This is a genomic window from Bacillus aerolatus, from assembly GCF_009183655.1.
Classification (GTDB): Bacteria; Bacillota; Bacilli; order Bacillales; family Domibacillaceae; genus Pseudobacillus; species Pseudobacillus aerolatus.
In genome coordinates this window covers 170,911-195,648 of record NZ_WEIO01000009.1, presented here as the reverse complement: position 1 = coordinate 195,648, position 24,738 = coordinate 170,911, and the positions used below count along the sequence as shown (strand labels likewise).

Genomic DNA, 24,738 nt, shown 5'->3' with positions numbered 1-24,738 from the left:
ATTATTATAACAATACCCGTATTCAAACGAAACTAAACAGCCAGTCGCCGGTACAATACCGGCAACTGGCTGCTTAAAAGGTGTTTTGATCCCTGTCTCAAAAACGGGGGTCAGTCCCAAATGAGTAAGATATAAAGCCGGCTCTTTCTTGGAAGGGAGCCGGTTTTACTAAAGATAAAATGCAGATTGACAAAAATAGTGAAAAGTGAAATGATGTTATCAAATCACTGGAGAGGGTGAAAAGAACGTGGATCTGTCTGTTAAATCCCCTGAAAATATCGAGTATATGGTGGAACAAATCACATCAAAATTACGAATGGTCAATGTCGGTGCAATCAAACCGGATCATTTTAGCGAAGCTTCCTACGAAGATTTAAAAGAAATTTATGAACTTGTCAACAGAAAAAGCAACTTCAGCCCGAGCGAAATGCAAGCTATTGCTGAAGAATTAGGCAACTTAAGAAAATAAACAAAAGCGCAAGCGCCTTGATCAGCTCCATTAGCAAAGGTATCCATAATGCGATTATTTTATAGTTTCCTAAGCATAAACAAAAGCCGGCCCTCTGCCGGCTTTTTTCTAAATGATTAACTTTCGAGAAGCTTCAACGATTCTCTGTTAAAAGCAGGAAGATCATCAGGTGTCCGGCTTGTTACAAGCTGGTCCTGGCAGACGACTACTTCTTCATCTTTGTAAGTCGTCCCTGCATATTCCATATCTACTTTAATAGACTTATAACCTGTCGCTGTCCGCCCTTCCAATGCTTTAGCTGTAATTAACAACTGCGGTCCGTGGCAAATAGCAAATACCGGTTTTTTTGCATCCATAAACGCTTTTGTAAATTGGACAAACCGGTCATCTACCCGCAGCTTGTCAGGAGAATAGCCGCCCGGAAGCAATAAAGCATCGAATTCATCAGCATTTACCTCATCAATGCCTTTATCGATTGTTATAGCAGTTCCTTCCTTTTTACCTTTCACCGTCTTCCCAGCTTCTTTTTCAATATTCACTACTTCATGCCCTGCTTCCTTATAAGCATTTACAGGCTCCGTGTATTCTGAATCCTCCACCATATCTGTTACTAAAACGGCAATTTTTTTACTCAAAGAAAAAACTCCTCCCTTACTTTTATGTGCACTTCTGGAACTCCGACCGCTGAAGCAGTAGAGTTCTTAAGTAACTAAAATGAATAAGATCATACGTTCCTATAAGTATTGTATAGTTGATCATGAAGAAAAGCAAGAATATTCAATTACTTATCAAGTTAAAATGAAGCTGTCCTATCTAAGCAAGGTCTATAAGTGTAAGGATAAACACCCAAAAGCAGCTATCCTTCTCAACTAATCTTTTTCTTGTTCACATCTTTCAAATAATATTTTTCTGATTGGAAAAACTCGTCTTTCAATTCTTTCACCTTATTGCTCAGCAAGAGAACAGCAATGATATTTGGTAAGAGAATAGCTGCCAGCGCTAGATCCAAGAAGGACCAAATTGTTTTGGCGGCTCCAACTGATCCCAGTATAATGGCTGCTAAATAAACAACTTTTATGCCTTGAGCCGCTTTTAAATTAAATAGGAATTCGGCTTGCTTTGAACCGTAAAACACCACAACAATAATTGTAGAAAGAACAAAGAAAATTAATGAAACAGTGACGAGCAAACTGCCAAAAGCGCCAAAACTTTCTTCAAATGCAATTGTTGTTAACGCAGACGGATCATCAAGTGCCCCTTCTTGTTTCCACACACCGGTGGATAATATGACAAAGGCGGTCGCTGAACAAATAATGAGCGTATCAATAACAATGCCGATAATAGACCAAAACCCCTGACGGACAGAGTGATCTGTTTGTGCCGCTGCATGGGCAATTGGTGCTGTCCCGAGACCAGCTTCGTTCGAATACAATCCCCTGGCGAATCCCCAGCGAATCGTTTCCGCCACAGCTGCTCCAGCAAATCCGCCAACAGCAGACATTGGCTGAAAAGCGTGAGAGAAAATCAATGAGATAACGGCAGGCACTTGATCAAGATTTAACATTAATACAGCGAATGCGCCGCCGACATAAATAAGAGCCATAAACGGGACAAAAATTTCAGTGACACGCCCAATCCGCTTAATTCCACCGAATACAACAAGACCTGTCACAACAGCCATCGCTATGCCTGTATACAGCTCGTCAATTTTAAACGTTTGCGAAACGGTGGCCGCTACTGAATTTCCTTGCACCATAATACTAGGAATTAATTCGATCATTAAAGCAAAAGAAAAACAGACACCAAGCCACTTCATGTTAAGACCTTTCGTCATATAATACATCGGCCCGCCGACGAATTCTCCTTCTTCGTTTTCTTCGCGGTAATGAACGGCGAGCACACTTTCTGAAAACTTAATCGCCATTCCAATTACAGCGATGACCCACATCCAAAAGACTGCGCCCGGCCCGCCGAACATAATCGCTGCTGGTACACCGACTATGTTCGCCGCTCCGATCGTAGACGATAAGGCTGATGTCAGCGCCTGCAAAGGAGTAACCGTTCCCTCTCCTTTCGGCTTTTTAAATACACTCCCTAATGTTTGTTGAAAGATATAAAGCGGATACTTAAATTGAAAGAATCCGAGTTTAACTGTCATAAAAACTCCCGAAATTGCCAACAGGCCTATTAAAGGCATCCCCCATAGCCAAGCTGAAAATTTCTCCACCCCTAAAATAAAATTGCCCAAAAATGCCCCTCCTTCATTTTTTTATAATATGTATGTAATGATGACTTCTTCCGTTATACCCTAAAGTTTCTTCACCAAACAAAAAAAACTGAACCATTGCATGGGTTCAGTTCACTGCAGCAGGCTCCTGCTGGCTATTTTCTCTTTCTCCTTGCGGCAAAACTAAAATTTCCACACGGCGGTTTTTCGCTCTTCCTTTTTCTGTTTCATTCGAAGCGATCGGCTGGTATTCGCCATATCCCTTTGCACTGAATAAACGGGGATCGAGTTTTGGGTTTTCCAGCATTACTTTCATGAAGTTCACAGCTCTCATCGCACTCAATTCCCAGTTTGATTCAAATTCTGCAGTTTTAATCGGCATGTTATCTGTGTGGCCGCTTATAATAATGGTACGCGGTACATTCATTTCCAACAAACGAGAAATTTCTCTTGCCGCTTTTTTATCATCTTCCCTGATTTCAGATACCCCTGAATCAAAAAGAACATTATCACGTATGCGCAAAAGCAGCCCCTCGCCGCTCAGCACCGTTTCAACTTTGCTTTGTAAATCATTTTCTTTAATGTATTGATTAATCTTTTGCTGCATTTCCGTTAACTCTTCTTTATCCTGTTTGCCAAGCTCCGATAACTCTTTGTTTTCCGGACTGCTTTCTGACGTGGACTCCGGAGGAACTACTTCTGGATAATTCATGACTCCCGTTCCTCCATCGAATGCACTGTTAAAAGCTTGAGAAACAAGCTGAAACTTCTTTGCATCTACAGAACTCATGGCAAAAAGGACAATGAATAAAGCTAGCAGCAAAGTCAGCAAATCAGCATAAGGCAATAGCCATGACTCATCAATGTGATCATATTCCTGATGTTTTTTTCGCTTACTCATTCGGCTCGCCGCTTTCCTGAATTAACTTCCTTTTCTCTTCTGCAGGCAAGTACGAAGCAAGCTTTTGTTCGAGAACACGCGGCGCTTCTCCTTCTAAAATAGATAGTACCCCTTCAATCATCATTTCCTTCACTTTTACTTCTTGTTTTGATTTACGTTTTAATTTATTCGCAAATGGATGCCAAAGCACGTACCCGGTGAAAATACCTAATAAAGTCGCGACGAAAGCGGCTGATATGGCATGACCGAGCGTCTCAGTGTCATTCATATTGCTGAGTGCCGCAATCAAACCGATAACTGCCCCCAACACTCCGAGCGTCGGTGCATACGTGCCTGCCTGGACAAACATGCTAGCCCCGGCTCCATGACGTTCTTCCATAGCGGAAAGCTCTTCATTCATAACATCTCTAATATAATCGGCATTTTGCCCATCTACTGTCAAACTTAGTCCATTTTTCAAAAATGGATCTTCCACTTCGTTAATTTTTGATTCCAGCGCAAGCAAACCTTCTTTTCTCGCAAGTTCTGCCCAGCCGGTAAACTGCCGGATTAATTGTTGCGAAGACATCATCGACTGTTCTTTAAAAATAATGCCAAACAGCTTTGGTAATCTTTTTAATTCGCTTGAAGGGAAAGCGATTGTAATTGTCGCCGCTGTTCCGAGCAAAATAATTAATAGCGCAGCCGGATTAAACAGAACGATCGGACTTACCCCTTTAAAAATCATTCCCACACCAACAGCAATAATGCCGAGAATCATCCCAATAATTGAACTTTTATCCATTCTTATTCACCCTGTGTTTTTATTTTTGTATGTTTAATATCGGTAGAAAAAAATTTTTTTGTATCGTTTTCCACAATTATTTTACTTTCCAAACGGCTCAAAAAAGAAAAGTGGCATCTAGAGCTAGACGACTTTCTTACTCAAAAACTTGTAATTTCTTAACAGATAAAAAAGCCGGGCTTCACGAGTCCGGCTTTTTTGCTTGTTATTATTGAGTTTTCAGTTCGACAGCCGGTCCGAAAAATTCAAATTTAATTCTATCTTCCGGAATGCCGTTTTTGCTTAAATGTCCGATGACCGCTCCCATGAATGGCACCGGGCCGCAAATGTAACAAATGCTATTTGAGGCAATAACTTCTTTTAAGAAATCAGCACTAATACGCCCTTCAACATCACACATCGTTTGTTGATCTTTTTTCTTGTCATAAGCAGTGTAGGCGCGGGCGTTTTCTAATTCTCCCACCAATTGCTTTGTATGTTCTTTAAAGGCATGGGCTTCTTCGTCTCGGGCTGCATGGATAAAGACAATGTCACGTTTGCTGTTGTTTGCTGCTAATGTTTCAAGCATGCTCATCATCGGTGTAATACCGACGCCTCCGCTAATTAACGTCACAGGTGCATCATTTTCTACATCCAGATAGAAATCGCCAGCTGGCGCACTTAGCTCCACCTTGTCGCCTTTATTCACATGGTCGTGCAAATAGTTGGACGCTTTTCCTTCTGGTTTATTGTCTGATTCACGTTTAACAGAAATGCGGTAATAATCATGGCCAGGGGCAGCTGATAAACTGTATTGGCGATTGACGATATTTTTTTCACCAGGAATATCCAGCTTAATCGTAATATATTGTCCCGGCAAATAAGATGGTAACTTCACTCCATCTTTCGGTTTTAAATAGAAAGAAGTGATGAGTGAACTCTCTTCCACTTTGTCGGCTACTTCAAACCCTTTAAAGTCTTCCCATCCGCCTTCTTGTTCTTTTGCTTCTTTATACATTTCTGTTTCAATATCAATAAATACTTGAGCGATGGCGCCATATGCTTCCGCCCACGCACCGATAATGTCGTCTGTTGCCGCTTCCCCTAATACTTCCTTGATCGCTTTTAACAAATACTCGCCTACGATTGGATAGTGTTCAGGCTTGATAGCCAAACTGCGGTGTTTATGAGCGATTTGCTTTACTGCAGGAATGAGCACTTCCAGCTGGTCAATATATTTTGCCGCTGCATACACCGTATTGGCCAGCGCTGTTTGCTGGCGTCCTTTTTCCTGATTGGCATGATTGAAAATATCTAACAATTCCGGGTGATCTTCAAACATAGTGCGATAAAAATGGGTTGTAATATCTTTTCCCTTTACTTCAAGTACAGGAGCAGTAGATTTAACGATATCAATAGTTTTTTGGGATAGCATATGAAGCCCTCCAAGTATGAATGTTTTTTTAAAGATGTATTTATAATACATCTTATTTATAATCCTTTTTTTCCTTAAAATCAATCCATTTTCTATTAGTGTAATAAAATGTTCACAATCTTTGATTACAACCTTTTTCACATATATAATAGAAACAAGAAAACGATAGTGGTGAAAAAAATGAGATTAACTCTTTACACAGATTATTCGCTGCGGGTACTGATTTACCTCGCTTCCAAACACAAAGGCGAGCTTTCCAACATAAAGGAAATCGCAGAAGCTTACCAAATTTCCAAAAATCATTTGATGAAAGTCACTCATGAGCTTGGGAAATTAGGCATCATCGAAACGATTCGCGGGCGAAACGGCGGCATTCGGCTTGCCGTGGCTCCGGAAGAAATAAATATTGGCGAAGTTGTACGGAAAACAGAAGATGATTTTCACTTAGTTGAATGCTTCAACCCTGACACTAACCGCTGCGTCATTACATCAGAATGCGGATTAAGACACGTCCTTTTCCAGGCATTGCAAGCTTATCTAGCTGTACTCGATCAATACACATTAAGAGATTTAGCTGCTGACCCTGCTGCGCTCCGCAGCTTATTTTTAAAAAACCCCGAAGATTAAACTTACATCTCCGGGGTTTTGCTATTATCTTTTCCATATTTAAATGCTACAAACACAAATAATAAAAAACTGATTAACAAAATGGTTCCGCCGACAATATAAAATACCGTCGTAAATGTTTCAGGCAGATCAAACGGCTTTACTGTATAAAGCCACATACCGGATGTGAGGCCAATCGTGCCGATAATGGCACTCCATACATGTGCTCCCGCAAGCTTTGATTTTCTTGGCACCGAATACATGCGGTAAAATGCCGCAAACGCAAACAAACTGAGCCAGCCGACGACTAGAATATGGGCATGAATTGGACGAAAAGCATAAGAGCCCGCTCCCGCCATATGAGAACCCATCATCGCTCCGATAAAGCCAAAAATAGCAGCCGTCCGTACAAGCAAGACATGATAAGACATCTTTTTCCCCTCTTTTCTATCCTTTCTATCGCTTAACATTATAACGGACCTGCCATTAATTGAACACTTTCATACTGCTGGAAAGAAAACGTTCCTTTTTCCGCCATTAAATTTTGTTCTTTGTTTTATTCTTGATACAATGAATTCATTAACTATTCTGTATAAAAAAGGAGAATGCATATGTCAGACTTCCAGCAAACGTTAGAGAAATACGCAGAACTGGCAATAAAAGTAGGCGTAAATATTCAAATTGGCCAGACACTCGTCATTAACACTTCGATCGGAGCGGCAGAATTTGTCCGTTTAGTCGTAAAAAAAGCGTATGAAGCAGGCGCAAAGAGCGTGAATGTGAACTGGGATGACGATACCGTTTCCCGACTGAAATACGACTTGGCACCAGATGAAGCATTTAAAGAATTTCCAAAATGGCGTGTGCAAATGCTTGAAGAATTAGCGGAAGAGGGCGCAGCTTTTATGTCGATCGTTTCTTCCAGTCCTGACTTGTTAAAAGGCGTGAATCCTGAGCGTATTGCCAATTTCCAAAAGGCAGCCGGCCAGGCAATGCAAAAATACCGGCAATACATTCAATCCGACAAAGTCAGCTGGACAGTCATTGCCGCTCCTTCCGAAGCGTGGGCAGAAAAAGTCTTTCCCGGCCTTTCAAAAGAAGAGCAAGTCCCTGCTTTATGGGAAGCGATTTTCAAAGCGGTGCGGGCGGATACAGACAATCCCGTAGAGGCGTGGAAAACTCATGATGAGGAACTTCACAAAAAAGTTGACTACTTAAATGAAAAGCGATTCAAATCTCTTCATTATACTGCACCGGGCACAGATTTGACGATTGATTTGCCAGAAGGCCATCTTTGGGTCGGAGCGGGCAGTGTCAATGAACAAGGCCACGAATTTATGGCTAATATGCCGACAGAAGAAGTGTTCACTGTTCCTCATAAAAAAGGTGTGAACGGCTTCGTTTCCAGCACGAAACCGCTAAGCTACGGCGGCAACATCATCGATGAATTTAAAATAACATTTGAAAACGGCCGCATCACTGACGTGCAGGCAAAAGAAGGAGAAGACGTCTTAAAGAAATTGGTGGAAACAGATGAAGGCTCCCATTATCTTGGTGAGATCGCACTCGTTCCTCATCAGTCCCCGATTTCAGAGTCCAACATTTTGTTTTACAACACGTTGTTTGATGAAAATGCGTCAAACCACTTAGCGATCGGAAGCGCTTATGCGTTCTGTATCGAAGGCGGCAAGAAAATGTCGCAGGAAGAGCTTGAACAAAACGGGTTGAACACGAGCATTACTCACGTCGACTTCATGATTGGCTCCAGTGAAATGAACATTGACGGCATCAAAGAAAACGGAGAAAGTGAGCCGATTTTCCGCAATGGAAACTGGACAGAAGGCATTTAATACAGACGAAAGCTGTTCCCAAGAGCGGGAACAGCTTTTCCATTTTAGAGACTGAATTGATTTAAGCGGTTGTAATAGCCAATTAAAAAATCATAAAATAATTTTTCCGAAGGCGGCAGAGTGCGCACTTTCGTCAGGATCACGCCAACTGTTCTCGTTACATATGGTACGCCGACTGGCAGGCTGACTGTTCCAGGCGGCGTCTGATCAATTAACAATGTTTCTGGCAGCAGACTGACGCCAAGGCCCGCTTCCACTAATCCCTTAATCGTATAAATGTCTTCGCTTTCGAATCCGACGTGCGGTTCAAAATTCACTTGCCGGCAAGCCTCGATAACAAGCTTTCTCATATCATACCCTGTCCGGAATAAGACAAACTGATCGTCCATTAACTCCCGCAAGTTTACTTTTTCTTTTTTCGCGAGCCGGTGATGGTCAGGAAGAAGTACTCTCATGCTTTCAGAAAAAAAGACTTGAGTTGAAATTTCCGGCGTACTTTCCGGTACTGGTGAAACAAAAGCAAAATCAATATCTCCCTTTTCTACCAGCTCCCGCAATTCTTTGTTCGATCCTTGATGGAAATCAAAGCCGATATCAGAATACTGGCTGCGAAAAGCGGAAATGACACGCGGCAATGTTTTTGTCGCCAAGGAATTAGGAAAACCAAGCCGGATTTTGCCTGTTTCCGGATTCAAATAGTTTTCTACCGCTGCGACAGCCCGGTCAATTTCGTTCACAGCTGTTTCTATATGCTGCAAGAAGATCTTGCCCGCGTAAGTCAGCTTCACATTTCTTCCTTCCCGCAAAAACAATTCCACACCGAGTTCACCTTCCAATTTAGCAATTTGCCGGCTGACTGCTGACTGTGCTACATGCAGGCGGTGCGCCGCTTCTGTGACATGTTCTTCTTTGGCTACTTCTATAAAATATTTAATTTGACGAAGCTCCATTCTGCCCCCCACCTTTTCAGCCAATACCAATTATTTCGTCTCTTTATTTTACCATTGTCTTTTTCAGAGAGCGCTATCCGAACAATAAAAAAACGGACTTATTTAAGTCCGCTTCAATTTTATTTATTCATTACACTGTAAAGAACGGCTTTTTGTGCGTGCAGACGATTTTCAGCCTGCTGGAAGACAACAGATGCTTCACCATCCATCACTTCTGCTGATACTTCTTCTCCGCGATGGGCAGGCAGGCAATGCATAAATTTACAACCTGGGTTGGCAAGAGCCAGCATCTCTTCATTCACCTGATAAGGGGCAAATGCCTGCAAACGTTTTTCCGATTCTTCCTCCTGCCCCATACTTGTCCATACATCCGTATAAATAAAGTCGGCTTCTTTCACTGCTTCAAGCGGGTCTTCTGTGAATGTCAGTTTCGCCCCTGTCTGTTCACTGATTTCCTGCGCCAATGCCGCCATTTCCGATGAAGCTTCATAACCGGCCGGTGCGGTCAACGTAAAGTCCATGCCCATCATCACTGAGCCGACCATTAACGAATGGGCAACGTTATTTCCGTCGCCGACATATACCATTTTCAATCCTTTAAATCCGCCTTTTGTTTCGTACACAGTTAATAAATCAGCCAGTGCCTGGCACGGATGGTATAAATCAGTCAATCCATTAATGACCGGAATGTCAGCTGCTTCGGCCAGCGCTTCAATTCTGGAATGGCTATGCGTGCGGATCATGATACCATCCAAATAGCCTGACAGCACTTTCCCTGTATCTTCTATCGTTTCGCCGCGTCCAAGCTGCATGTCGTTAGAACTTAAAAACATGCCGTGTCCGCCAAGCTGGATCATTGCTGCTTCAAAAGAAACACGCGTGCGCGTGGAATGCTTTTCAAAAATCATGCCAAGCAGCTGTCCTTTCAGCGCATCAGAATAATTCTCTTTGTTCTTTTTCATATCATCCGCTAACAGGATGAGAGCTTCGATATTTTCCGTTGTAAAATCTGCAAGTTTTAATAAATCCTTCCCTTTTAACCCCTGTGTCTTCACTACATCGGCAGCTAACATTTTATCACCTCATCTAATTTTTTATGTATCGGTTCTTTCCTCGTTTATGATCTTATTTAATATTTATACATTATAATTAATTAAAATACAATGAAAATTTCTGAATTCTTCTATTTTCATTGAAAATAACTGCTTTTTCTTCTTTTAAGGTATACTACTTGTATCAAATGTTTTAACGAGGTGACATTCTTGAGAGAGAAGAAATTAATGAAAGACACATTGTCTATTAAAACTAGCTATGTCCTTCCGCCCGATACGAATCACCATGGTACTTTATTCGGAGGCAAGCTAATGGCTTATATTGATGACATCGCCTCGATCGCCGCGACAAAATTGGCCAGAAAGCCTGTAGTTACTGCTTCTACAGACTCAGTTGATTTTTTGAAGCCCATTCGGGTAGGAGACGCAGTGACGCTCGAAGCAATGGTTTCTTATACAGGTACAACCAGCATGGAAGTATTCGTTAAAGTGTTATCGGAAAACTTAATGACAGGCGAACAGGAAGTGGCCGCCATTTCCTTTTTAACATTTGTCGCTTTAAATGAATCGGGCAAGCCGATCGCAATTCCCGAAGTTGTGCCAGAAGCGGAAGATGAGAAGTGGCTGAATGAAACAGCAGTTAACCGCGCAGGCCACCGGAAAGCCCGAAAGCAATACAGCAAGGAACTGGCCGAGTTTTTCTCTTCTCCAGGAAAATAGACACACAATATGGAACGATTTGCGAAAGCCACTGAAATTCAGCGGCTTTTTTATTTACAAAAATTAAGATTCGTTAACATCGTCCCTCGCTCTCCTCCCCTGAATTTCTTTTAGCCATTGTTTTTATTGAAGAAATCCACTGTAACAATCGATTTCATTTTGTAACAATGTGCATTCCATATTTTGTCCCATATACAGTGCCATTTGTTCCTCTTTATACTTATATATAAGGAAAAAAAGTGAGGAACGCCGTTTGGAGGAATGATCAATGTTTGGACAAACCGAAATTGGAATAGATTTAGGAACAGCCAATTTACTCGTTTACAGCAAAGATAAAGGAATTATCGTAAATGAACCATCAGTAGTGGCTATTGATACAGAAACAAAAAAAGTTCTCGCCATTGGCACAGAGGCGAAAAATATGATCGGAAAAACCCCTGGACGAATTGCGGCAACACGCCCAATGAGAGACGGGGTTATCGCCGACTTTGATATCACAGCAGAAATGCTGAAAGGCTTAATGAAAAAAGCAAGCAAAGTGTTAGGGTTCACCGTCCGCAAACCGAGCGTTGTTGTTTGTGCCCCTTCTGGTGCAACGACCGTAGAAAAAAGAGCGATTCAAGATGCCGTTAAAAGCAGCGGAGCGAAAACTGTTCACTTAATTGAAGAACCTGTAGCAGCCGCTATTGGTGCTGATTTGCCTGTAGAAGAACCCATCGCCAACCTTATCGTTGATATTGGCGGCGGAACGACAGAAGTCGCCATTATTTCATATGGAGGCGTTGTTTCCTGCAACTCGATCCGTGTCGGCGGCGACAAACTGGATGAAGACATCGTTCAATACGTCCGCAAACAATATAACCTGCTGATCGGGGAACGGACAGCAGAAAAAATAAAAATGGAAATCGGTCATGGCTTAGTGGAACATAAAGAACGAACGATGGATGTGCGCGGCCGTGACCTTGTTACTGGCTTGCCGAAAACGATTGAAGTGAGCTCCTACGAAATTCAAAAAGCGATAAGAGAATCTCTGCTCGCTATCTTAGAAACTATTCGTGTCACTTTGGAAAACTGTCCACCTGAACTGAGCGGCGATATCGTCGACAGAGGCGTGGTGCTGAGCGGCGGCGGCGCCTTATTGAACGGCATCCAGGATTGGCTGAGCAAAGAAATCATCGTACCTGTTCATCTCGCCCCCAATCCGCTGGAAGCTGTGGCAATCGGCACAGGCCGCTCGCTTCATGTCATGAAAAGCCTGCAAAAAGTGACAAGCTGACCTTACTCGGCCGAATTTATGCACACGATTGCGAACTTTACGCACACACTTTTATATTTTATGCACCGAGTATGAATGACGGTGCACGTCCATAAAAAAGCAGCCAGTTTCATTGGCTGCTTTTTTATGGACGTTTAAAAATTCTAAATTTTCTATTGACTATTCCTTTTCAAAAGGATATGATATGGTCAATTATCTTACTAAATGAATACGAAATTATTTCTTATCAAGAGAAGCAGAGGGTACTGGCCCTGAGAAGCTTCAGCAACCAGCCGCTAGCGGGCCTAGGTGCTAAATCCAGCAAGCTGCATTGGCAGTTTGAAAGATAAGAAGGATGAGACATTAACGATGTAAAGCCTTCTTAATACGTAGAAGGCTTTTTCTTGTGAATATAGAGCTGGAAAGGACGAACAAAATGAAATTACTTGAGAGGCTGCAACATGAAGTACTAACTGCTGACGGAGCCATGGGCACTCTTCTTTATTCATCCGGCATAGATTTTTGTTACGAAGAGCTGAACGTGGAAAACCCTGAAATTATTGAAAAAATCCACCTTGAATACATAAGGGCGGGGGCAGATATTATTCAAACGAACACATACAGCGCTAATGCCTTAAAGCTTGCGAGATATGGCATGGAAAACCGCGTGCAGGAATTAAACAAAGCCGCTGTGCGCATTGCCAAAAAGGCTGCAGCTCCCGAACAGCGATTTGTGCTCGGAACAATCGGCGGCATTCGCGGTGTCGGTAAAAGCATCGCCTCCCTTTCTGACATTGAAGCAGCTGTTCGCCAGCAGGCAGAAGCAATTTTATCAGAAGATCCAGACGGGTTATTATTTGAAACGTATTACGATTTTGAAGAGTTAACCACTGTATTAACATTAATCCGCCAACTCACCGATTTACCGATCATTACTCAAGTATCGATGCACGAACCTGGTATATTACAAAATGGACAACCCTTGAACCGTGCTCTTGGACAGCTTGAATCACTCGGAGCGGATATTGTCGGCGTCAACTGCCGCCTTGGCCCATATCATACGATTCAGGCGTTTGAAGAAGTAACATTGCCTGAAAAAGCTTTTTTATCCGCTTACCCGAACGCAAGCTTATTAGATGTTGAAGACGGGCGAATCGTGTACGAATCGGAAGCAGACTATTTTGGCCAGGCAGCTGTTCATCTCCGCAATGAAGGTGTCCGGCTGATCGGCGGCTGCTGCGGAACAACGCCTAAACATATTAAAGCAGCCAAAAAAGCGCTTGCCGGCCTTCCGCCGATCACTGAAAAAAGAGTAAAAGCAAAAAAACCGATTATGATAAAAGAATCCGCTCCTCCTTCTGTGCCTCCACTGCACGAGCAGGTGAAAAAAGAACGGACGGTTATCGTTGAACTTGATACACCGAAACACTTGGACACCGCCGCATATATTAAAGGGGCAAAAGCGCTGCAGCAAACAGGAATGGCAGCTGTGACGATCGCCGATAATTCACTCGCTTCCCCGCGCGTCAGCAATTTGGCGATGGGCTCTATTCTTAAAATGAAACATCAAATTCGCCCGCTCGTTCATATTACGTGCCGCGACCGCAACCTCATTGGCTTGCAGTCACACTTAATGGGATTGCATGCGCTTGGGCTTCATGATGTGCTCGCTATTACCGGCGATCCGACAAAAGTCGGCGACTTTCCAGGTGCCACTTCTGTATACGACGTGTCAAGCATGGAACTCATCCAATTGATCAAACAGTTGAACGAAGGTATCTCTTTTTCCGGTAAACCATTAAAGCAGAAAGCCAGCTTTTCTGTTGCCGCTGCTTTTAACCCAAATGTGCGTGTTCTTGATCGGGCCGTAAAGCGCCTCGAGAAAAAAATTGAATGCGGGGCTGACTATTTTATTACCCAGCCTGTCTTTACGAAAGAAAAAATCATTGAAGTGTACGAAGCAACGAAACACTTAACAACGCCAATTTTCCTCGGGATTATGCCTTTAACGAGTTCAAGAAATGCTGAATTCCTTCATCACGAAGTACCGGGTATTAAATTATCTGAAGAAACTCTGGCTCGCATGAAAGCATATGAACACGATAAAGCTGCAGCCGCTCTTGAAGGTGTAAAAATCGCGAAAGAATTAATAGATATTGCAGCTGAGCTGTTTAACGGTATCTACATTATCACTCCTTTTCTGCGTTATGAAATGTCGATTGAATTGATCCGTTACATCGAAGAGCTAGATCTTAAAATAAATGAAAGAGGGATCACTCATGTCCAAACAACACTCAATTGAAAAAGAATTAGAAAAGCGCATTCTTTTCCTCGACGGAGCCATGGGCACGATGCTCCAGCAAGCCGATTTAACAGAAGATGATTTTGGCGGAGAAGAATACGATGGCTGTAATGAATATTTGAATATTACCGCTCCCCACGTTCTTGAGAAAATTCACCGCGACTACTTAGAAGCAGGAACAGACATTATTGAAACGAATTCTTTTGGCGGTACACCGCTCGTCCTAAATGAGTATGGACTCGGTGATCAAGCCTATGAAATAAACAAACGGGCAGCGGAAATCGCCCGTAAATGCGCTGATGAATTCTCGACACCGGACCACCCACGCTATGTCGCTGGTGCAATCGGTCCGACGACAAAAACCTTATCGGTCACGGGCGGCATTGACTTCGAAACATTGAGCAAAGATTTCGAACTGCAGGCCACCGCTTTGATTGACGGCGGCTGTGATTTGATTTTAATGGAAACGAGCCAGGACATGCTTAATGTGAAAGCGGGCACGCTCGGCATTGAGCGTGCGTTTGAAGCAACGGGAAAAAGATTGCCGGTCATGATTTCGGGGACAATTGAACCGATGGGAACGACGCTTGCTGGACAAAACATTGAAGCCTTCTCTATATCAATTGAGCATATTAACCCACTGTCGGTTGGCTTAAACTGTGCAACAGGTCCAGAATTTATGACGGATCACATCCGTTCGCTTTCCGCCTTGACAAAAAGCTTCGTCAGCTGTTACCCGAACGCCGGGCTTCCTGATGAAAATGGCTGTTACCACGAATCACCTGAATCGCTCGCGATGAAAATTAAAGGATTCGCTGAAAAAGGCTGGCTGAACATCGTCGGCGGCTGCTGCGGCACAACGCCGGAACATATCCGCGCAATGAGAGCGGCTATTGAGGACCTTCCTCCCCGCCAGCGTCCGGAACAGCCGCATGAACACGCTGTGTCAGGCATTGAACCGCTCTTATATGACGATACGATGCGGCCATTATTTATCGGTGAGCGCACGAACGTTATCGGCTCCCGCAAATTCAAGCGCCTGATTATTGAAGGAAAATATGAAGAAGCGGCTGAAGTCGCCCGTGCCCAAGTAAAAGGCGGCGCCCACGTTATTGATATTTGTCTCGCCAATCCAGACCGTGATGAACTCGAAGACATGGAAGCGTTCATGCAAGAAGTTGTGAAAAAAGTAAAAGTGCCGCTCGTCATTGATTCAACGGATGAAGCGGTAATTGAAAAAGCCCTTAAATATTCGCAAGGGAAAGCCATCATTAACTCCATCAACTTAGAAGACGGCGAGGAGCGCTTTGATGCGGTGCTGCCGCTCGTTAAAAAATTCGGTGCTGCCGTTGTCGTCGGTACAATCGATGAAGTGGGCATGGCCGTAACCCGCGAACGTAAACTGGAAGTCGCTGAGCGTTCCTATGACTTGCTCGTGAATAAATGGGGCCTCGCTCCTGAAGATATTATTTTTGATCCGCTCGTCTTCCCTGTCGGTACAGGCGATGAACAATATATTGGCTCAGCGGAAGAAACGGTCGAAGGCATCCGCCTCATTAAAGAAAAAATGCCGAAAGCTTTAACTGTACTTGGTGTCAGCAACGTATCATTCGGCCTTCCTCCTGTTGGCCGTGAAGTGCTGAATGCCGTTTATTTATATCACTGTACACAGGCAGGCCTTGATTATGCCATCGTCAACACGGAAAAACTGGAGCGCTTTGCTTCCATTCCGAAAGAGGAAATAGCGATGGCCGAAAAACTTCTTTTCGAAACGAACGATGAAACGCTTGCAACGTTTACTGACTTTTATCGGGATAAAAAGAAAGAGAAAAAAGAAGAAGACATTCCAAAGACAGTAGAAGGCCGCTTGAGTTATTATGTCGTCGAAGGAACAAAAGAAGGGTTGATTCCTGACTTAGAGCAGGCACTTAACATGTACGACACGCCGCTTGATATTATCAATGGCCCTTTAATGAAAGGAATGGCAGAAGTCGGCCGCTTGTTTAATGACAACCAGCTCATCGTTGCCGAAGTATTACAAAGTGCCGAAGTGATGAAAGCGTCAGTAGCTTTTTTAGAGCAGTTCATGGAGAAGAAAGAAGATGACAACGGCAAAGGAAAAATTGTCCTTGCCACCGTCAAAGGCGATGTGCATGACATCGGTAAAAACCTTGTCGATATCATTTTAAGCAACAACGGCTTTAAAGTTGTTGACTTAGGCATTAAAGTGACGCCTTCTGCACTAATTGAAGCGATCAAAAAAGAAAACCCTGACATGGTCGGACTTTCCGGGCTGCTCGTTAAATCCGCACAGCAAATGGTGATCACTGCGCAAGACATGAAAGCTGCCAGTATCGATGTACCGATTTTAGTCGGCGGCGCCGCTCTTTCCCGCCGCTTCACCGAAACGAAAATATCACCAGAATATCTCGGTCCTGTTCTTTATGCGAAAGATGCAATGGACGGCTTAGCACTCGCCAGCCGCCTGCAAGACAAAGAAGAAAAAACGTTGCTTTTAAGTGAATTAGAAGAAAAGCAAGAAAAACGGCAAGAAGTAGAAGCATACCGGGAAACGATGAAAGCATCGGCCGTAGCGGTGCTTGAAAAGCCTAAGAAAACCGTTCGCCAAGACGTGCCTGTATTGAAACCGCGCGACTTGCAAAAACGCGTTCAGCCCGACTATCCGGTTGCTTACTTAAAACCTTACTTGAATATGCAGACGTTAATCGGCCATCACCTTGGCTTAAAAGGAAAAGTGGAAAAACTGCTCGCTGAAAAAGATGAACGGGCACTGGCGTTAAAAGAAACCGTCGATGACTTTTTGGAGTCCGGTCTTTTGAAAACAGCCGGTCTGTATCAATTTTTCCCTGCTCAGTCAGACGGTGATGATGTCATTATTTACGATCCGACTGACAGTAAAACAGAAATTGAACGTTTCACTTTCCCACGCCAGCAAAAAGAACCATTCCTTTGTTTGGCTGATTATTTAAAACCAGTTGACAGCGGTGAAATGGATTATGTTGGATTCTTCATCGTCACCGCCGGCTTCGGCGTCCGTGATCAGGCCGTAAAATTTAAAGAAACAGGCGAATTTCTTCAAAGCCATGCGCTGCAGTCTACCGCCTTAGAGCTGGCAGAAGGATTCGCTGAGCGGATTCACCAAGAGATGCGCGATCAATGGGGCTTCCCGGATCCAGTCGATTTCACGATGAGAGAGCGATTCGCTGCCAAATACAAAGGCCAGCGCTTCTCTTTCGGCTACCCGGCCTGTCCAAATCTCGAAGATCAAGCAAAACTATTTAAATTGCTAAAACCTGAAAAAGAAATCGGCGTCCACTTGACAGAAGGCTTCATGATGGAACCCGAAGCTTCCGTCTCTGCCATCGTCTTCGCCCACCCAGATGCCAGATATTTTAACGTAGACTAAGAAAAAGTAGACAGTGCTCCGGTGCTGTCTGCTTTTTTGTATCTGGTTTGCGGTTTCTATGTGTTGTTCATCATTTTGGCCGCTTTGTTCACGATTCTCATGTGGTGTAAAGTGTATTCACTGGCACAGGGGTCACTCCAGCGAGACTATCTGCTTTTTTGTATAACAGAACTTTCCGAAGCCACATTAATCATAAAGGAGATGATAAAATGAAGAAAAAAGATATAACAAATCAGCCGCTAATACCTGACACACCGGAAATCGGCATCCATAGCGACATAAATGAGTACCCTCCAGGTGACTCTGTTAATGAACATGCAAATCTCGAAGTAGCCAACGAGATTATCGGCCGCAAAGAAATCGGCCAGCAAAATAACAATCTTTAGCAGACATTGTTCAAGAATTTAGTTCTTTAAAGAAAGAGCAAACCGCCCATCCCGACAGGTGAGCGGTTTGCTTTTTTGTATTACCTTCCAATCAAATTAACAGTTACCTACCGTTTCCGTAATTCATCAAACGGTAATTCGCCCTTTCCTTAAACCTTGTTCCTCGGCGTCCCCGGTTCGTGCATGAGAGAATTATTAGTTCGATAAGATCATTCATGATGTTCATACAGTCTTTGTGAAAGAAAAATTAAAAAAATAAATTATTTCAAGGGCTTAAATCTGTTAAAAGTCACTTATCGCTTTTTGGTTATAATTAACAAAACTTTCACTCCCTCTCCCTGATGCTTCAAGCTGCATAGACGACAATACATAACTATATTTTTTCTCTTGCACTACAAAAAATTGTATGTTATATTTAAAAAGAATTATTTTTGTTCGGTAAGGATTGATAAGTGATATAACTTTCCGTCTGGAAGATTTGTGAGCAAGGATAGTAACACAATGTGTGCATAGCACACGAGGAGGAAACACACATGGAACAAGGTAAAGTAAAATGGTTTAATGCAGAAAAAGGTTTTGGATTTATTGAACGCGAAGATGGAGACGATGTATTCGTTCACTTCTCAGCTATCCAAGGCGACGGCTACAAATCTTTAGACGAAGGTCAAACTGTAACATTTGATACTGAACAAGGTCAACGTGGACTACAAGCGACTAACGTTCAAAAAGCATAATTATAACCAACATATATAAACAGACTCTAATTTTAGAGTCTGTTTTTTATTTGTTTTAAAACAACATAAAAAAACCCTACTCACGAATGAATAGGGAATATCGAAACAAGTAATAGTAAATGGTAAACTAAGTATAGCATAGTATCCTTGCAACCACTAATCATTTTTGGTGTTTTTCATCATTCTAAAGAAAAAAGAGGTGTCTGATTAAGACACCTCTTTTACGCAGATTATCGTAGTTACACCCTGCAATATTTTTTGTTTTCGTGTTCACAGATGGTCACATTTCTAGCGACTTTACTTCGCTTAACGATTATCCACCGTCTCCGGATACAAATCATGGTTCATTAAGCGGTAATCCGCCATTTCCTCAAACTTCGTTCCCGGTCTGCCCCAGTTCGTGTACGGGTCAATAGAGATGCCGCCACGTGGCGTAAACTTACCCCACACTTCAATGTAGCGGGGATTCATCAGTTCGATGAGGTCGTTCATGATGATGTTCATGCAATCTTCGTGAAAGTCGCCGTGATTGCGGAAACTGAACAAATATAATTTCAGTGATTTACTTTCCACCATCTTAATATCAGGTATGTAGCTAATATAAATAGTGGCAAAGTCCGGCTGGCCAGTCATTGGGCACAGGCTCGTGAATTCAGGACAATTGAATTTCACGAAATAATCGCGGTTCGGATGTTTGTTGTCAAACGCCTCTAAAATTGATGGATCATATTCAAATGTATATTTTGTTCCTTGGTTTCCCAAAAGTGAAATATCTTTTTTTAACTCTTCTTCATTTCTTCCTGCCATGCAAAAAACCTCCTTAATCTAGCCCTTATTATAATGCGATTATCTCTGCAGCACAATAGATGTCACTTCACTTGCTCCATCATACCCGCGTGAGTATAATAAATGGAAAAGGAGGCGTTTTGAATGGAACAAATAACAACGATGCCCGTCTTACAAGAAAAACTAAATGAGAATCATCTGGCACTGCTTTATATATCACGTCCAGGGTGTTCCGTCTGTCATGCTGTCCTGCCGCAAGTGGAAAATGTGTTAACGAACTACCCTAAGGTCTCCTCTTTTCATGTAAACGCTGATGACATCCCCCAAGTTGCCGGTGAATTCTCCGTTTTTACCATTCCGGCTGTACTGTTTTTCGTGGATGGAAAAGAAATGTTCCGTAAAGCCCGCTTTATTCCGATGGAAGAGCTAAATAATCAAATAAAGAAAATTACTGATTTCATTTAAGCAGAAAAAAATTAAAATTCTCAACTTGGTGATATTAATGTAAAATATATAGTGTAACAGAAAGGAGAGTGACTAAATGACTCTATTAGAGGAAGTATTGTCATTTAATAAAAATTTCGTATCGAGCAAAATGTACGAGGAGTTTGCTACCGATAAATTTCCCGATAAGCGTGTCGTTATTTTAACGTGCATGGATACACGCCTTGTGGAATTGGTAACAAGAGCGATGAATTTCAAAAATGGGGATGTAAAAGTCGTCCGCAATGCCGGTGCTATCGTTAATCATCCATTTGGAAGCATTATGCGCAGTCTGCTAGTGGCTGTTTATCAGCTGAAAGCAGATGAGGTACTGATTGTCGGCCACCATGATTGCGGAATGAGTACATTGTCAAGCGATGCCATCCTTAGTGATATGAAAGAGCGTGGCGTGCAGCAGAACACCATCGACACCTTACGCAACGCCGGTATCGAGGTGGACCAGTGGCTCCAAGGCTTTGACAGCGTGGAGGAAAGCGTGACGCATAGCGTACATATGGTCAAACAGCATCCCCTTATGGTTTCTGACATCCCTGTGCATGGTCTTGTTATTGATCCGGGCACCGGAAAACTTGATCTTGTGGTAGATGGATATGAAAAAGAAGCGGCTCTTTAAGAGTCGCTTCTTTTTTTATTAGGCTTAATGGATCATTCATCTAAGCATTTAAAAGGCAGTAACTTCAACTTTTCTGTTTACATATTACTTTCGTATAAAAACTCCCGCAAATAGCTTGAAGCGCCTGTTCTGCATCAAGGTTATACCCAACTATAAAACAAGTGCTGGGCCCGGCGGATCTCTTAAGGTCGATCGTGCATATGATGTCGTCCGTCTGCAAGTCTTTGTGATTAGACATGTTTCTAATTTCATGAAGGATTCCTTTAGATCCGACTGGAAATACAGCATGAACTCCTTCCGTTTCGAGCACTTGCCGAAACAGTCGCAAAGGAACAACGAATTCCGGCTCGTCCAACACTTCCGGTCCGACAAGCGGCTTCCCAATGACTGCATACTGCTGGTTTTTTGGCACTGGTCTTTCCTTTATCTTCACTTTTTTTCCGAGTACGACAACACCAGTAGCGGATTGGATCATTTCAAAATTTGATTCTGTGCTTCCTGTAACAGACAGCTCAGCAAGTCCTGCTTCAACTGCAGCTTTTTTTACACCCGCAATTAAACCCGGCCACGCATCTTCTCCGGAAAAGTTATGTATGGCAGCGGCAAACGGCTCTCCCCCCGCAGCCATACACTCCATAAGAGCAACACGAGCGGAAAAATAACCGACTGTTTCATACAATGCCTGCACCGTGTCATCCGGCTTTTCACCGACCGCCCCGCTGTTATCAGCGGCGACAATAAGATCGTTTTTTTCATCCAGCGGCAAAATCAGTACATCACGATTCATACTTTTAAAACGTCCGATCGTCCAAATTTATCCGCAATCGGCAAAAGACGGGGTAATGCAACCCAGGCGAGTATACCATTAAGAGCAGACGCAATAAGAAGAGACGGCACCATAGCAGTGTAAAATCCCCAGCCCATCACGAAAATAAAAGGGAGAGGCAGAATGAGTCCATTTAACAAGACAAAAAAAGCGATGGCTAAAACCCGTTTACTAGACTGGTACATTTTTGCAAACAACCAGATGACCATCGCCATTTCCACAGCGATAAGCGCATGCAATGGCCCCATTGGCATCCCGCCGATTAAGGCCGACGTTAAATGGCCAAGGGCAGCAACAAGGGCCCCCGGTCCCGCTCCAAGCAGGCCGGCAGCAAGCAGCGCTGGAAACGAATCCAGCGCAACACTTGCCACAACCGCAGGCACTTTAATCATCCCGCCTACAACGGATAAAGCTATAAATAAAGCAAGCCAACTAATGCGTTTAGCACTCACTGCTTATCTTCCTTCCGCTTTCCATCCCGAAACACGTTTGCACTGCGAATATATTCCACATCTTTCACACCGAGGCGGAAGTTGATGACGCGCGCGATAGCAAAGAAATAGTCGGAGAGACGGTTCAAATATTTCAGCGTCACCGGATGAATGCCCTCTTCCTGACGCATTAAAGCGACAACAAGACGTTCAGCGCGGCGTGTCACCGTGCGGGCGATGTGAATAGATGAAGATGCTTTCGAACCGCCTGGTAAAATAAACCGCTCTAGTTCCGGCGCTTCTTTAATATATTCATCAATTTTCTTCTCGAGATCATCGACGGACTCGGGCTGCAGCTTCCATTCTCGTTTTCCTGCCACCGTTGCCAAATCACCACCGCAGTCAAACAGTTCATGCTGGATCGTTTCCAAATCAGCTAAAATGTCTTTGAATTTCTCAGGCTCCAGTTCTGCCATTGCCTGGCCGACGAAGCAGTTCGTTTCATCTACAGTTCCATATGCTTCTACTCGTAAGTTATCTTTTCCAACGCGTCCTCCGATAATGCTAGTGTCCCCTTTGTCACCTGTTCTCGTATAAAGTCTCATTGTTATTATTCCCCCTCATTTTTATTTTCTGCGGCAAGCCGTACCAAATTTGAATGACTTGATCCGCTTTTTCGGCGGCGTCTTGAAAACACCATCCAGCCGCGTCCCGCCACATTCTGTCAAATGCATTAGCCGGCACGATACCTTTCGTAATGTCCGTACCAATCAAAATTAATTGCCTGCCTTGCTTTTCTGTTTCCCAATTCAGCCAGCCAGCCAGCTCCTCTTTCCATACCTCGCGAGCCGCTTCCGAGCCTTCTTCTTTCTCAATAAGCCGACGGACGTGACGCTCAATGCCTTCAAGCACGATGAGCTCCATCTTCCATTCTTCCAGCTCATCTGATGCATAAAATGAATGCCATTGATATGGTTTCGAGTCGAGTTCAAACTCTTTTCTTACCCATTGCTTTTTGCCGTTGAAGGCACCGCCCGTAATGAGATACACCGTTCACCCCTCCTTAATGCCGACAGCGATCCGGTCAATTCATAACCGCGCCCGTTTTCAGCTTTCCACTCCCAAAACTTTTTCTGTTCCGGCGCAAATTCCGTCAACAGACAGCGGATCACGCCGCCGTGTGTGACGACCGCCGCACGTGTTAATTGATGGTGAGCGAGATCATCCAGCCACTTTTCCCACGCAGTGCGGATTCGGCTGCCGAACTGTTGAAAGCTTTCTCCTTCTGGCAGTGGGCTTGAAAACGGATCGTTAATCCAAGCATTGTACTCTTCCATATGTTCCAGTTCTTGATGAATTTTCCCTTCCCAAAGACCAAAATTCATTTCCCGGAATTCAGGCCAATAGTCAATCGAACTCGATGGAAAGAGAATTCCTGCCGTATCGACACAGCGCTGCAAGTCGCTTGCGATAATTTTTTCATAGGAAGGGACGAGCGGCTGAATAAGTTGAAGTTCTTTTTTTCCCGTCTCGCTGAGCACTGAATTTGTCCAGCCGCTGAAAGCTTTACGTTCATTGTCGGTCGTTATGCCATGCCGATAGAGACCAATAACCACAAGATCATCCATAAAAGCAATTCCGCTCCTTCTAGGCCGGCACCGAGCAAGTCCCCGCTAATGCCGCCAAAATGTTTGAGTGCACCCCGGCGGGCAAATACAAAAAACATGGCCGCCGCTGCAGTAAATAGAAGAAAAACGTTGATTCCTCCGCTGATGAAAAAGAAAAGCACTCCGGCTCCGGTGACCCAGAAGCTGTAGCAGACAAAAAGCCGGGCATCTTTCCCTTGTTGAAAGAAATAAGCGATTCCTTCTTTTTTTGCCGGTGTGACGCTATTTAATAAAAGACCGGTAACCATCTGACTGTAAAAAGGAATGAGCACGAAAAAAGTTGCGAGCAGACTGTGGCCAAATTTAGTGATTTCATATAAAAAGAGAAAACGCGCAGCCAGCAGCACGATCAGTGACAAGACTCCGAAAGCTCCCACACGCGGATCGTTTAAAATGTCCAGCCTGCGCTTTACATCCCGGTATGAAAAAAACGCATCACTCGTGTCAATCCAGCCGTCCAGATGAAGCCCGCCCGTCCAAATAATCGGCAGCAGCCAAAGTAGAAAAGCATCGCCGAGAGGAGAAAGCGGCGACCATTCAAGCAGCAGCCAGAAAACACCTCCGTAAAGCAGCCCTTTCACCAAGCCAAAAAGAGGAAATACCCGCAGTGTCGCCTGCAAATGCCGGGCATCTACCGGCAGTTCCCGATGAATCGGCAAAACGGAAAAGAATTGAAAGCTAAGCAATAAGCCATTTATATAAGCTTTCGCTTTCATTGAATATTTTCCTTTTTACTTCCACTGACAATACTCAAAAACTTCTCCCAATCTAAGTACTCTTGTAAATGGCCGGCCAGTTGATTATATGTTTCTTCTTTTTCTTTCATTATTGTTT

At 43.5% G+C, this 24,738-nt stretch carries 27 protein-coding genes and 1 riboswitch; of the genes, 12 read left to right on the top strand and 15 right to left on the bottom strand.

What is annotated here, in order from left to right; all coding sequences use genetic code 11:
• The first annotated feature begins 20 nt into the window (after window positions 1-20).
• The gene (locus F9802_RS20290) at window positions 21-77 is read left to right on the top strand and encodes a hypothetical protein (protein WP_404799162.1); all 57 of its coding nucleotides are present in this window, start codon (window positions 21-23) and stop codon (window positions 75-77) included.
• Between the two features lie 170 nt (window positions 78-247).
• Complete coding sequence (locus F9802_RS14980) at window positions 248-469, top strand: DUF1128 domain-containing protein (RefSeq protein ID WP_152153401.1); 222 nt, start codon at window positions 248-250, stop codon at window positions 467-469.
• A gap of 116 nt (window positions 470-585) precedes the next feature.
• Here F9802_RS14980 and F9802_RS14975 read toward each other — a convergent pair whose 3' ends face one another.
• The 5 genes from F9802_RS14975 to hmpA form a co-directional block, all read right to left on the bottom strand.
• Entirely contained in the window at window positions 586-1,104 is a 519-nt protein-coding gene (locus F9802_RS14975; protein WP_152153389.1) for a type 1 glutamine amidotransferase domain-containing protein, read from the bottom strand.
• Between the two features lie 230 nt (window positions 1,105-1,334).
• Window positions 1,335-2,666, bottom strand: coding sequence for an alanine/glycine:cation symporter family protein (locus F9802_RS14970; protein WP_152153424.1), 1,332 nt, complete (start codon window positions 2,664-2,666; stop codon window positions 1,335-1,337).
• 157 nt (window positions 2,667-2,823) lie between these two features.
• Complete coding sequence (gene motB, locus F9802_RS14965) at window positions 2,824-3,597, bottom strand: flagellar motor protein MotB (protein WP_152153386.1); 774 nt, start codon at window positions 3,595-3,597, stop codon at window positions 2,824-2,826.
• Window positions 3,590-4,381, bottom strand: a complete 792-nt coding sequence (gene motA, locus F9802_RS14960; protein ID WP_152153384.1) for a flagellar motor stator protein MotA — start codon at window positions 4,379-4,381, stop codon at window positions 3,590-3,592. The genes motB and motA overlap by 8 nt, the downstream gene beginning before the upstream one ends.
• 208 nt (window positions 4,382-4,589) lie before the next feature.
• The gene (hmpA, locus tag F9802_RS14955; protein ID WP_152153382.1) at window positions 4,590-5,795 is read right to left on the bottom strand and encodes an NO-inducible flavohemoprotein; all 1,206 of its coding nucleotides are present in this window, start codon (window positions 5,793-5,795) and stop codon (window positions 4,590-4,592) included.
• Window positions 5,796-5,975: 180 nt separating this feature from the next.
• On the opposite strand from hmpA, the gene F9802_RS14950 reads away from it, so the two are divergent.
• Window positions 5,976-6,422: an RrF2 family transcriptional regulator gene (locus F9802_RS14950; RefSeq protein WP_152153380.1), complete on the top strand. Its 447-nt coding sequence runs from the start codon at window positions 5,976-5,978 to the stop codon at window positions 6,420-6,422.
• Between the two features lie 2 nt (window positions 6,423-6,424).
• Here the strand turns inward: F9802_RS14950 and F9802_RS14945 are convergent, their stop codons facing one another.
• Window positions 6,425-6,832, bottom strand: coding sequence for a hypothetical protein (locus F9802_RS14945; RefSeq protein WP_152153377.1), 408 nt, complete (start codon window positions 6,830-6,832; stop codon window positions 6,425-6,427).
• A gap of 180 nt (window positions 6,833-7,012) precedes the next feature.
• On the opposite strand from F9802_RS14945, the gene F9802_RS14940 reads away from it, so the two are divergent.
• Complete coding sequence (locus F9802_RS14940) at window positions 7,013-8,251, top strand: aminopeptidase (protein WP_152153375.1); 1,239 nt, start codon at window positions 7,013-7,015, stop codon at window positions 8,249-8,251.
• A gap of 44 nt (window positions 8,252-8,295) precedes the next feature.
• On the opposite strand, the gene F9802_RS14935 is transcribed toward F9802_RS14940, so the two are convergent.
• Together F9802_RS14935 and argF are read right to left on the bottom strand one after the other, a co-directional pair.
• Window positions 8,296-9,201, bottom strand: a complete 906-nt coding sequence (locus F9802_RS14935; protein ID WP_152153373.1) for a LysR family transcriptional regulator — start codon at window positions 9,199-9,201, stop codon at window positions 8,296-8,298.
• A gap of 119 nt (window positions 9,202-9,320) precedes the next feature.
• A complete protein-coding gene (gene argF, locus F9802_RS14930) occupies window positions 9,321-10,274 on the bottom strand; it encodes an ornithine carbamoyltransferase (RefSeq protein ID WP_152153370.1) in 954 nt (317 codons plus the stop codon).
• Between the two features lie 207 nt (window positions 10,275-10,481).
• Here argF and F9802_RS14925 point away from each other — a divergent pair, with 207 nt between their 5' ends.
• From F9802_RS14925 to F9802_RS14905, 6 genes are all read left to right on the top strand, one after another.
• Window positions 10,482-10,973, top strand: coding sequence for an acyl-CoA thioesterase (locus F9802_RS14925; protein WP_191992004.1), 492 nt, complete (start codon window positions 10,482-10,484; stop codon window positions 10,971-10,973).
• Between the two features lie 268 nt (window positions 10,974-11,241).
• Complete coding sequence (gene mreBH / locus F9802_RS14920) at window positions 11,242-12,249, top strand: rod-share determining protein MreBH (protein ID WP_152153366.1); 1,008 nt, start codon at window positions 11,242-11,244, stop codon at window positions 12,247-12,249.
• Between the two features lie 220 nt (window positions 12,250-12,469).
• Window positions 12,470-12,581: riboswitch (SAM riboswitch) on the top strand.
• 83 nt (window positions 12,582-12,664) lie between these two features.
• Window positions 12,665-14,530: a bifunctional homocysteine S-methyltransferase/methylenetetrahydrofolate reductase gene (locus F9802_RS14915; protein ID WP_152153364.1), complete on the top strand. Its 1,866-nt coding sequence runs from the start codon at window positions 12,665-12,667 to the stop codon at window positions 14,528-14,530.
• On the top strand, window positions 14,508-17,957 hold the full coding sequence (gene metH, locus F9802_RS14910; protein WP_152153362.1) for a methionine synthase: 3,450 nt from the start codon (window positions 14,508-14,510) through the stop codon (window positions 17,955-17,957). Before F9802_RS14915 ends, metH begins: the two co-directional genes overlap by 23 nt.
• Window positions 17,958-18,166: 209 nt before the next feature.
• A complete protein-coding gene (locus F9802_RS19760; RefSeq protein ID WP_191992003.1) occupies window positions 18,167-18,343 on the top strand; it encodes a hypothetical protein in 177 nt (58 codons plus the stop codon).
• Between the two features lie 533 nt (window positions 18,344-18,876).
• The gene (locus tag F9802_RS14905; RefSeq protein WP_152153360.1) at window positions 18,877-19,077 is read left to right on the top strand and encodes a cold-shock protein; all 201 of its coding nucleotides are present in this window, start codon (window positions 18,877-18,879) and stop codon (window positions 19,075-19,077) included.
• Window positions 19,078-19,383: 306 nt separating this feature from the next.
• On the opposite strand, the gene queF is transcribed toward F9802_RS14905, so the two are convergent.
• Window positions 19,384-19,884, bottom strand: coding sequence for a preQ(1) synthase (gene queF / locus F9802_RS14900; RefSeq protein ID WP_152153358.1), 501 nt, complete (start codon window positions 19,882-19,884; stop codon window positions 19,384-19,386).
• Between the two features lie 123 nt (window positions 19,885-20,007).
• Here queF and F9802_RS14895 point away from each other — a divergent pair, with 123 nt between their 5' ends.
• Window positions 20,008-20,328 carry a thioredoxin family protein gene (locus F9802_RS14895; protein ID WP_152153356.1) on the top strand — a complete coding sequence of 107 codons (321 nt, stop codon included), beginning with the start codon at window positions 20,008-20,010 and terminating at the stop codon, window positions 20,326-20,328.
• 76 nt (window positions 20,329-20,404) lie between these two features.
• Window positions 20,405-20,980: a beta-class carbonic anhydrase gene (locus F9802_RS14890; protein ID WP_152153354.1), complete on the top strand. Its 576-nt coding sequence runs from the start codon at window positions 20,405-20,407 to the stop codon at window positions 20,978-20,980.
• 64 nt (window positions 20,981-21,044) lie between these two features.
• Here the strand turns inward: F9802_RS14890 and F9802_RS14885 are convergent, their stop codons facing one another.
• From F9802_RS14885 to F9802_RS14860, 6 genes are read right to left on the bottom strand one after another with little or no spacing between them, the layout of a single operon-like run.
• Entirely contained in the window at window positions 21,045-21,767 is a 723-nt protein-coding gene (locus tag F9802_RS14885; protein ID WP_152153352.1) for an ATP-binding protein, read from the bottom strand.
• Window positions 21,764-22,258: an ECF transporter S component gene (locus F9802_RS14880; protein WP_152153349.1), complete on the bottom strand. Its 495-nt coding sequence runs from the start codon at window positions 22,256-22,258 to the stop codon at window positions 21,764-21,766. The genes F9802_RS14885 and F9802_RS14880 overlap by 4 nt, the downstream gene beginning before the upstream one ends.
• A complete protein-coding gene (locus tag F9802_RS14875) occupies window positions 22,255-22,842 on the bottom strand; it encodes a cob(I)yrinic acid a,c-diamide adenosyltransferase (RefSeq protein WP_152153347.1) in 588 nt (195 codons plus the stop codon). Before F9802_RS14875 ends, F9802_RS14880 begins: the two co-directional genes overlap by 4 nt.
• Window positions 22,817-23,287, bottom strand: coding sequence for a bifunctional adenosylcobinamide kinase/adenosylcobinamide-phosphate guanylyltransferase (locus F9802_RS14870; RefSeq protein WP_152153345.1), 471 nt, complete (start codon window positions 23,285-23,287; stop codon window positions 22,817-22,819). Before F9802_RS14870 ends, F9802_RS14875 begins: the two co-directional genes overlap by 26 nt.
• Entirely contained in the window at window positions 23,239-23,865 is a 627-nt protein-coding gene (locus F9802_RS14865) for a histidine phosphatase family protein (protein ID WP_152153343.1), read from the bottom strand. Before F9802_RS14865 ends, F9802_RS14870 begins: the two co-directional genes overlap by 49 nt.
• The gene (locus F9802_RS14860) at window positions 23,823-24,620 is read right to left on the bottom strand and encodes an adenosylcobinamide-GDP ribazoletransferase (RefSeq protein ID WP_152153341.1); all 798 of its coding nucleotides are present in this window, start codon (window positions 24,618-24,620) and stop codon (window positions 23,823-23,825) included. Before F9802_RS14860 ends, F9802_RS14865 begins: the two co-directional genes overlap by 43 nt.
• Window positions 24,621-24,738 lie beyond the last annotated feature (118 nt).

Excerpts from the sequence above, each read along its gene's own strand:
- F9802_RS14970 (WP_152153424.1), bottom strand. The coding sequence starts at position 2,666 with ATGCCTTTAATAGGCCTGTTGGCAATTTCGGGAGTTTTTATGACAGTT.
- motB (WP_152153386.1), bottom strand. The coding sequence starts at position 3,597 with ATGAGTAAGCGAAAAAAACATCAGGAATATGATCACATTGATGAGTCA.
- motA (WP_152153384.1), bottom strand. The coding sequence starts at position 4,381 with ATGGATAAAAGTTCAATTATTGGGATGATTCTCGGCATTATTGCTGTT.
- hmpA (WP_152153382.1), bottom strand. The coding sequence starts at position 5,795 with ATGCTATCCCAAAAAACTATTGATATCGTTAAATCTACTGCTCCTGTA.
- F9802_RS14950 (WP_152153380.1), top strand. The coding sequence starts at position 5,976 with ATGAGATTAACTCTTTACACAGATTATTCGCTGCGGGTACTGATTTAC.
- F9802_RS14945 (WP_152153377.1), bottom strand. The coding sequence starts at position 6,832 with ATGTCTTATCATGTCTTGCTTGTACGGACGGCTGCTATTTTTGGCTTT.
- F9802_RS14940 (WP_152153375.1), top strand. The coding sequence starts at position 7,013 with ATGTCAGACTTCCAGCAAACGTTAGAGAAATACGCAGAACTGGCAATA.
- F9802_RS14935 (WP_152153373.1), bottom strand. The coding sequence starts at position 9,201 with ATGGAGCTTCGTCAAATTAAATATTTTATAGAAGTAGCCAAAGAAGAA.
- argF (WP_152153370.1), bottom strand. The coding sequence starts at position 10,274 with ATGTTAGCTGCCGATGTAGTGAAGACACAGGGGTTAAAAGGGAAGGAT.
- F9802_RS14925 (WP_191992004.1), top strand. The coding sequence starts at position 10,482 with ATGAAAGACACATTGTCTATTAAAACTAGCTATGTCCTTCCGCCCGAT.
- mreBH (WP_152153366.1), top strand. The coding sequence starts at position 11,242 with ATGTTTGGACAAACCGAAATTGGAATAGATTTAGGAACAGCCAATTTA.
- F9802_RS14915 (WP_152153364.1), top strand. The coding sequence starts at position 12,665 with ATGAAATTACTTGAGAGGCTGCAACATGAAGTACTAACTGCTGACGGA.
- metH (WP_152153362.1), top strand. The coding sequence starts at position 14,508 with ATGTCCAAACAACACTCAATTGAAAAAGAATTAGAAAAGCGCATTCTT.
- F9802_RS19760 (WP_191992003.1), top strand. The coding sequence starts at position 18,167 with ATGAAGAAAAAAGATATAACAAATCAGCCGCTAATACCTGACACACCG.
- F9802_RS14905 (WP_152153360.1), top strand. The coding sequence starts at position 18,877 with ATGGAACAAGGTAAAGTAAAATGGTTTAATGCAGAAAAAGGTTTTGGA.
- queF (WP_152153358.1), bottom strand. The coding sequence starts at position 19,884 with ATGGCAGGAAGAAATGAAGAAGAGTTAAAAAAAGATATTTCACTTTTG.
- F9802_RS14895 (WP_152153356.1), top strand. The coding sequence starts at position 20,008 with ATGGAACAAATAACAACGATGCCCGTCTTACAAGAAAAACTAAATGAG.
- F9802_RS14890 (WP_152153354.1), top strand. The coding sequence starts at position 20,405 with ATGACTCTATTAGAGGAAGTATTGTCATTTAATAAAAATTTCGTATCG.
- F9802_RS14885 (WP_152153352.1), bottom strand. The coding sequence starts at position 21,767 with ATGAATCGTGATGTACTGATTTTGCCGCTGGATGAAAAAAACGATCTT.
- F9802_RS14875 (WP_152153347.1), bottom strand. The coding sequence starts at position 22,842 with ATGAGACTTTATACGAGAACAGGTGACAAAGGGGACACTAGCATTATC.
- F9802_RS14865 (WP_152153343.1), bottom strand. The coding sequence starts at position 23,865 with ATGGATGATCTTGTGGTTATTGGTCTCTATCGGCATGGCATAACGACC.
- F9802_RS14860 (WP_152153341.1), bottom strand. The coding sequence starts at position 24,620 with ATGAAAGCGAAAGCTTATATAAATGGCTTATTGCTTAGCTTTCAATTC.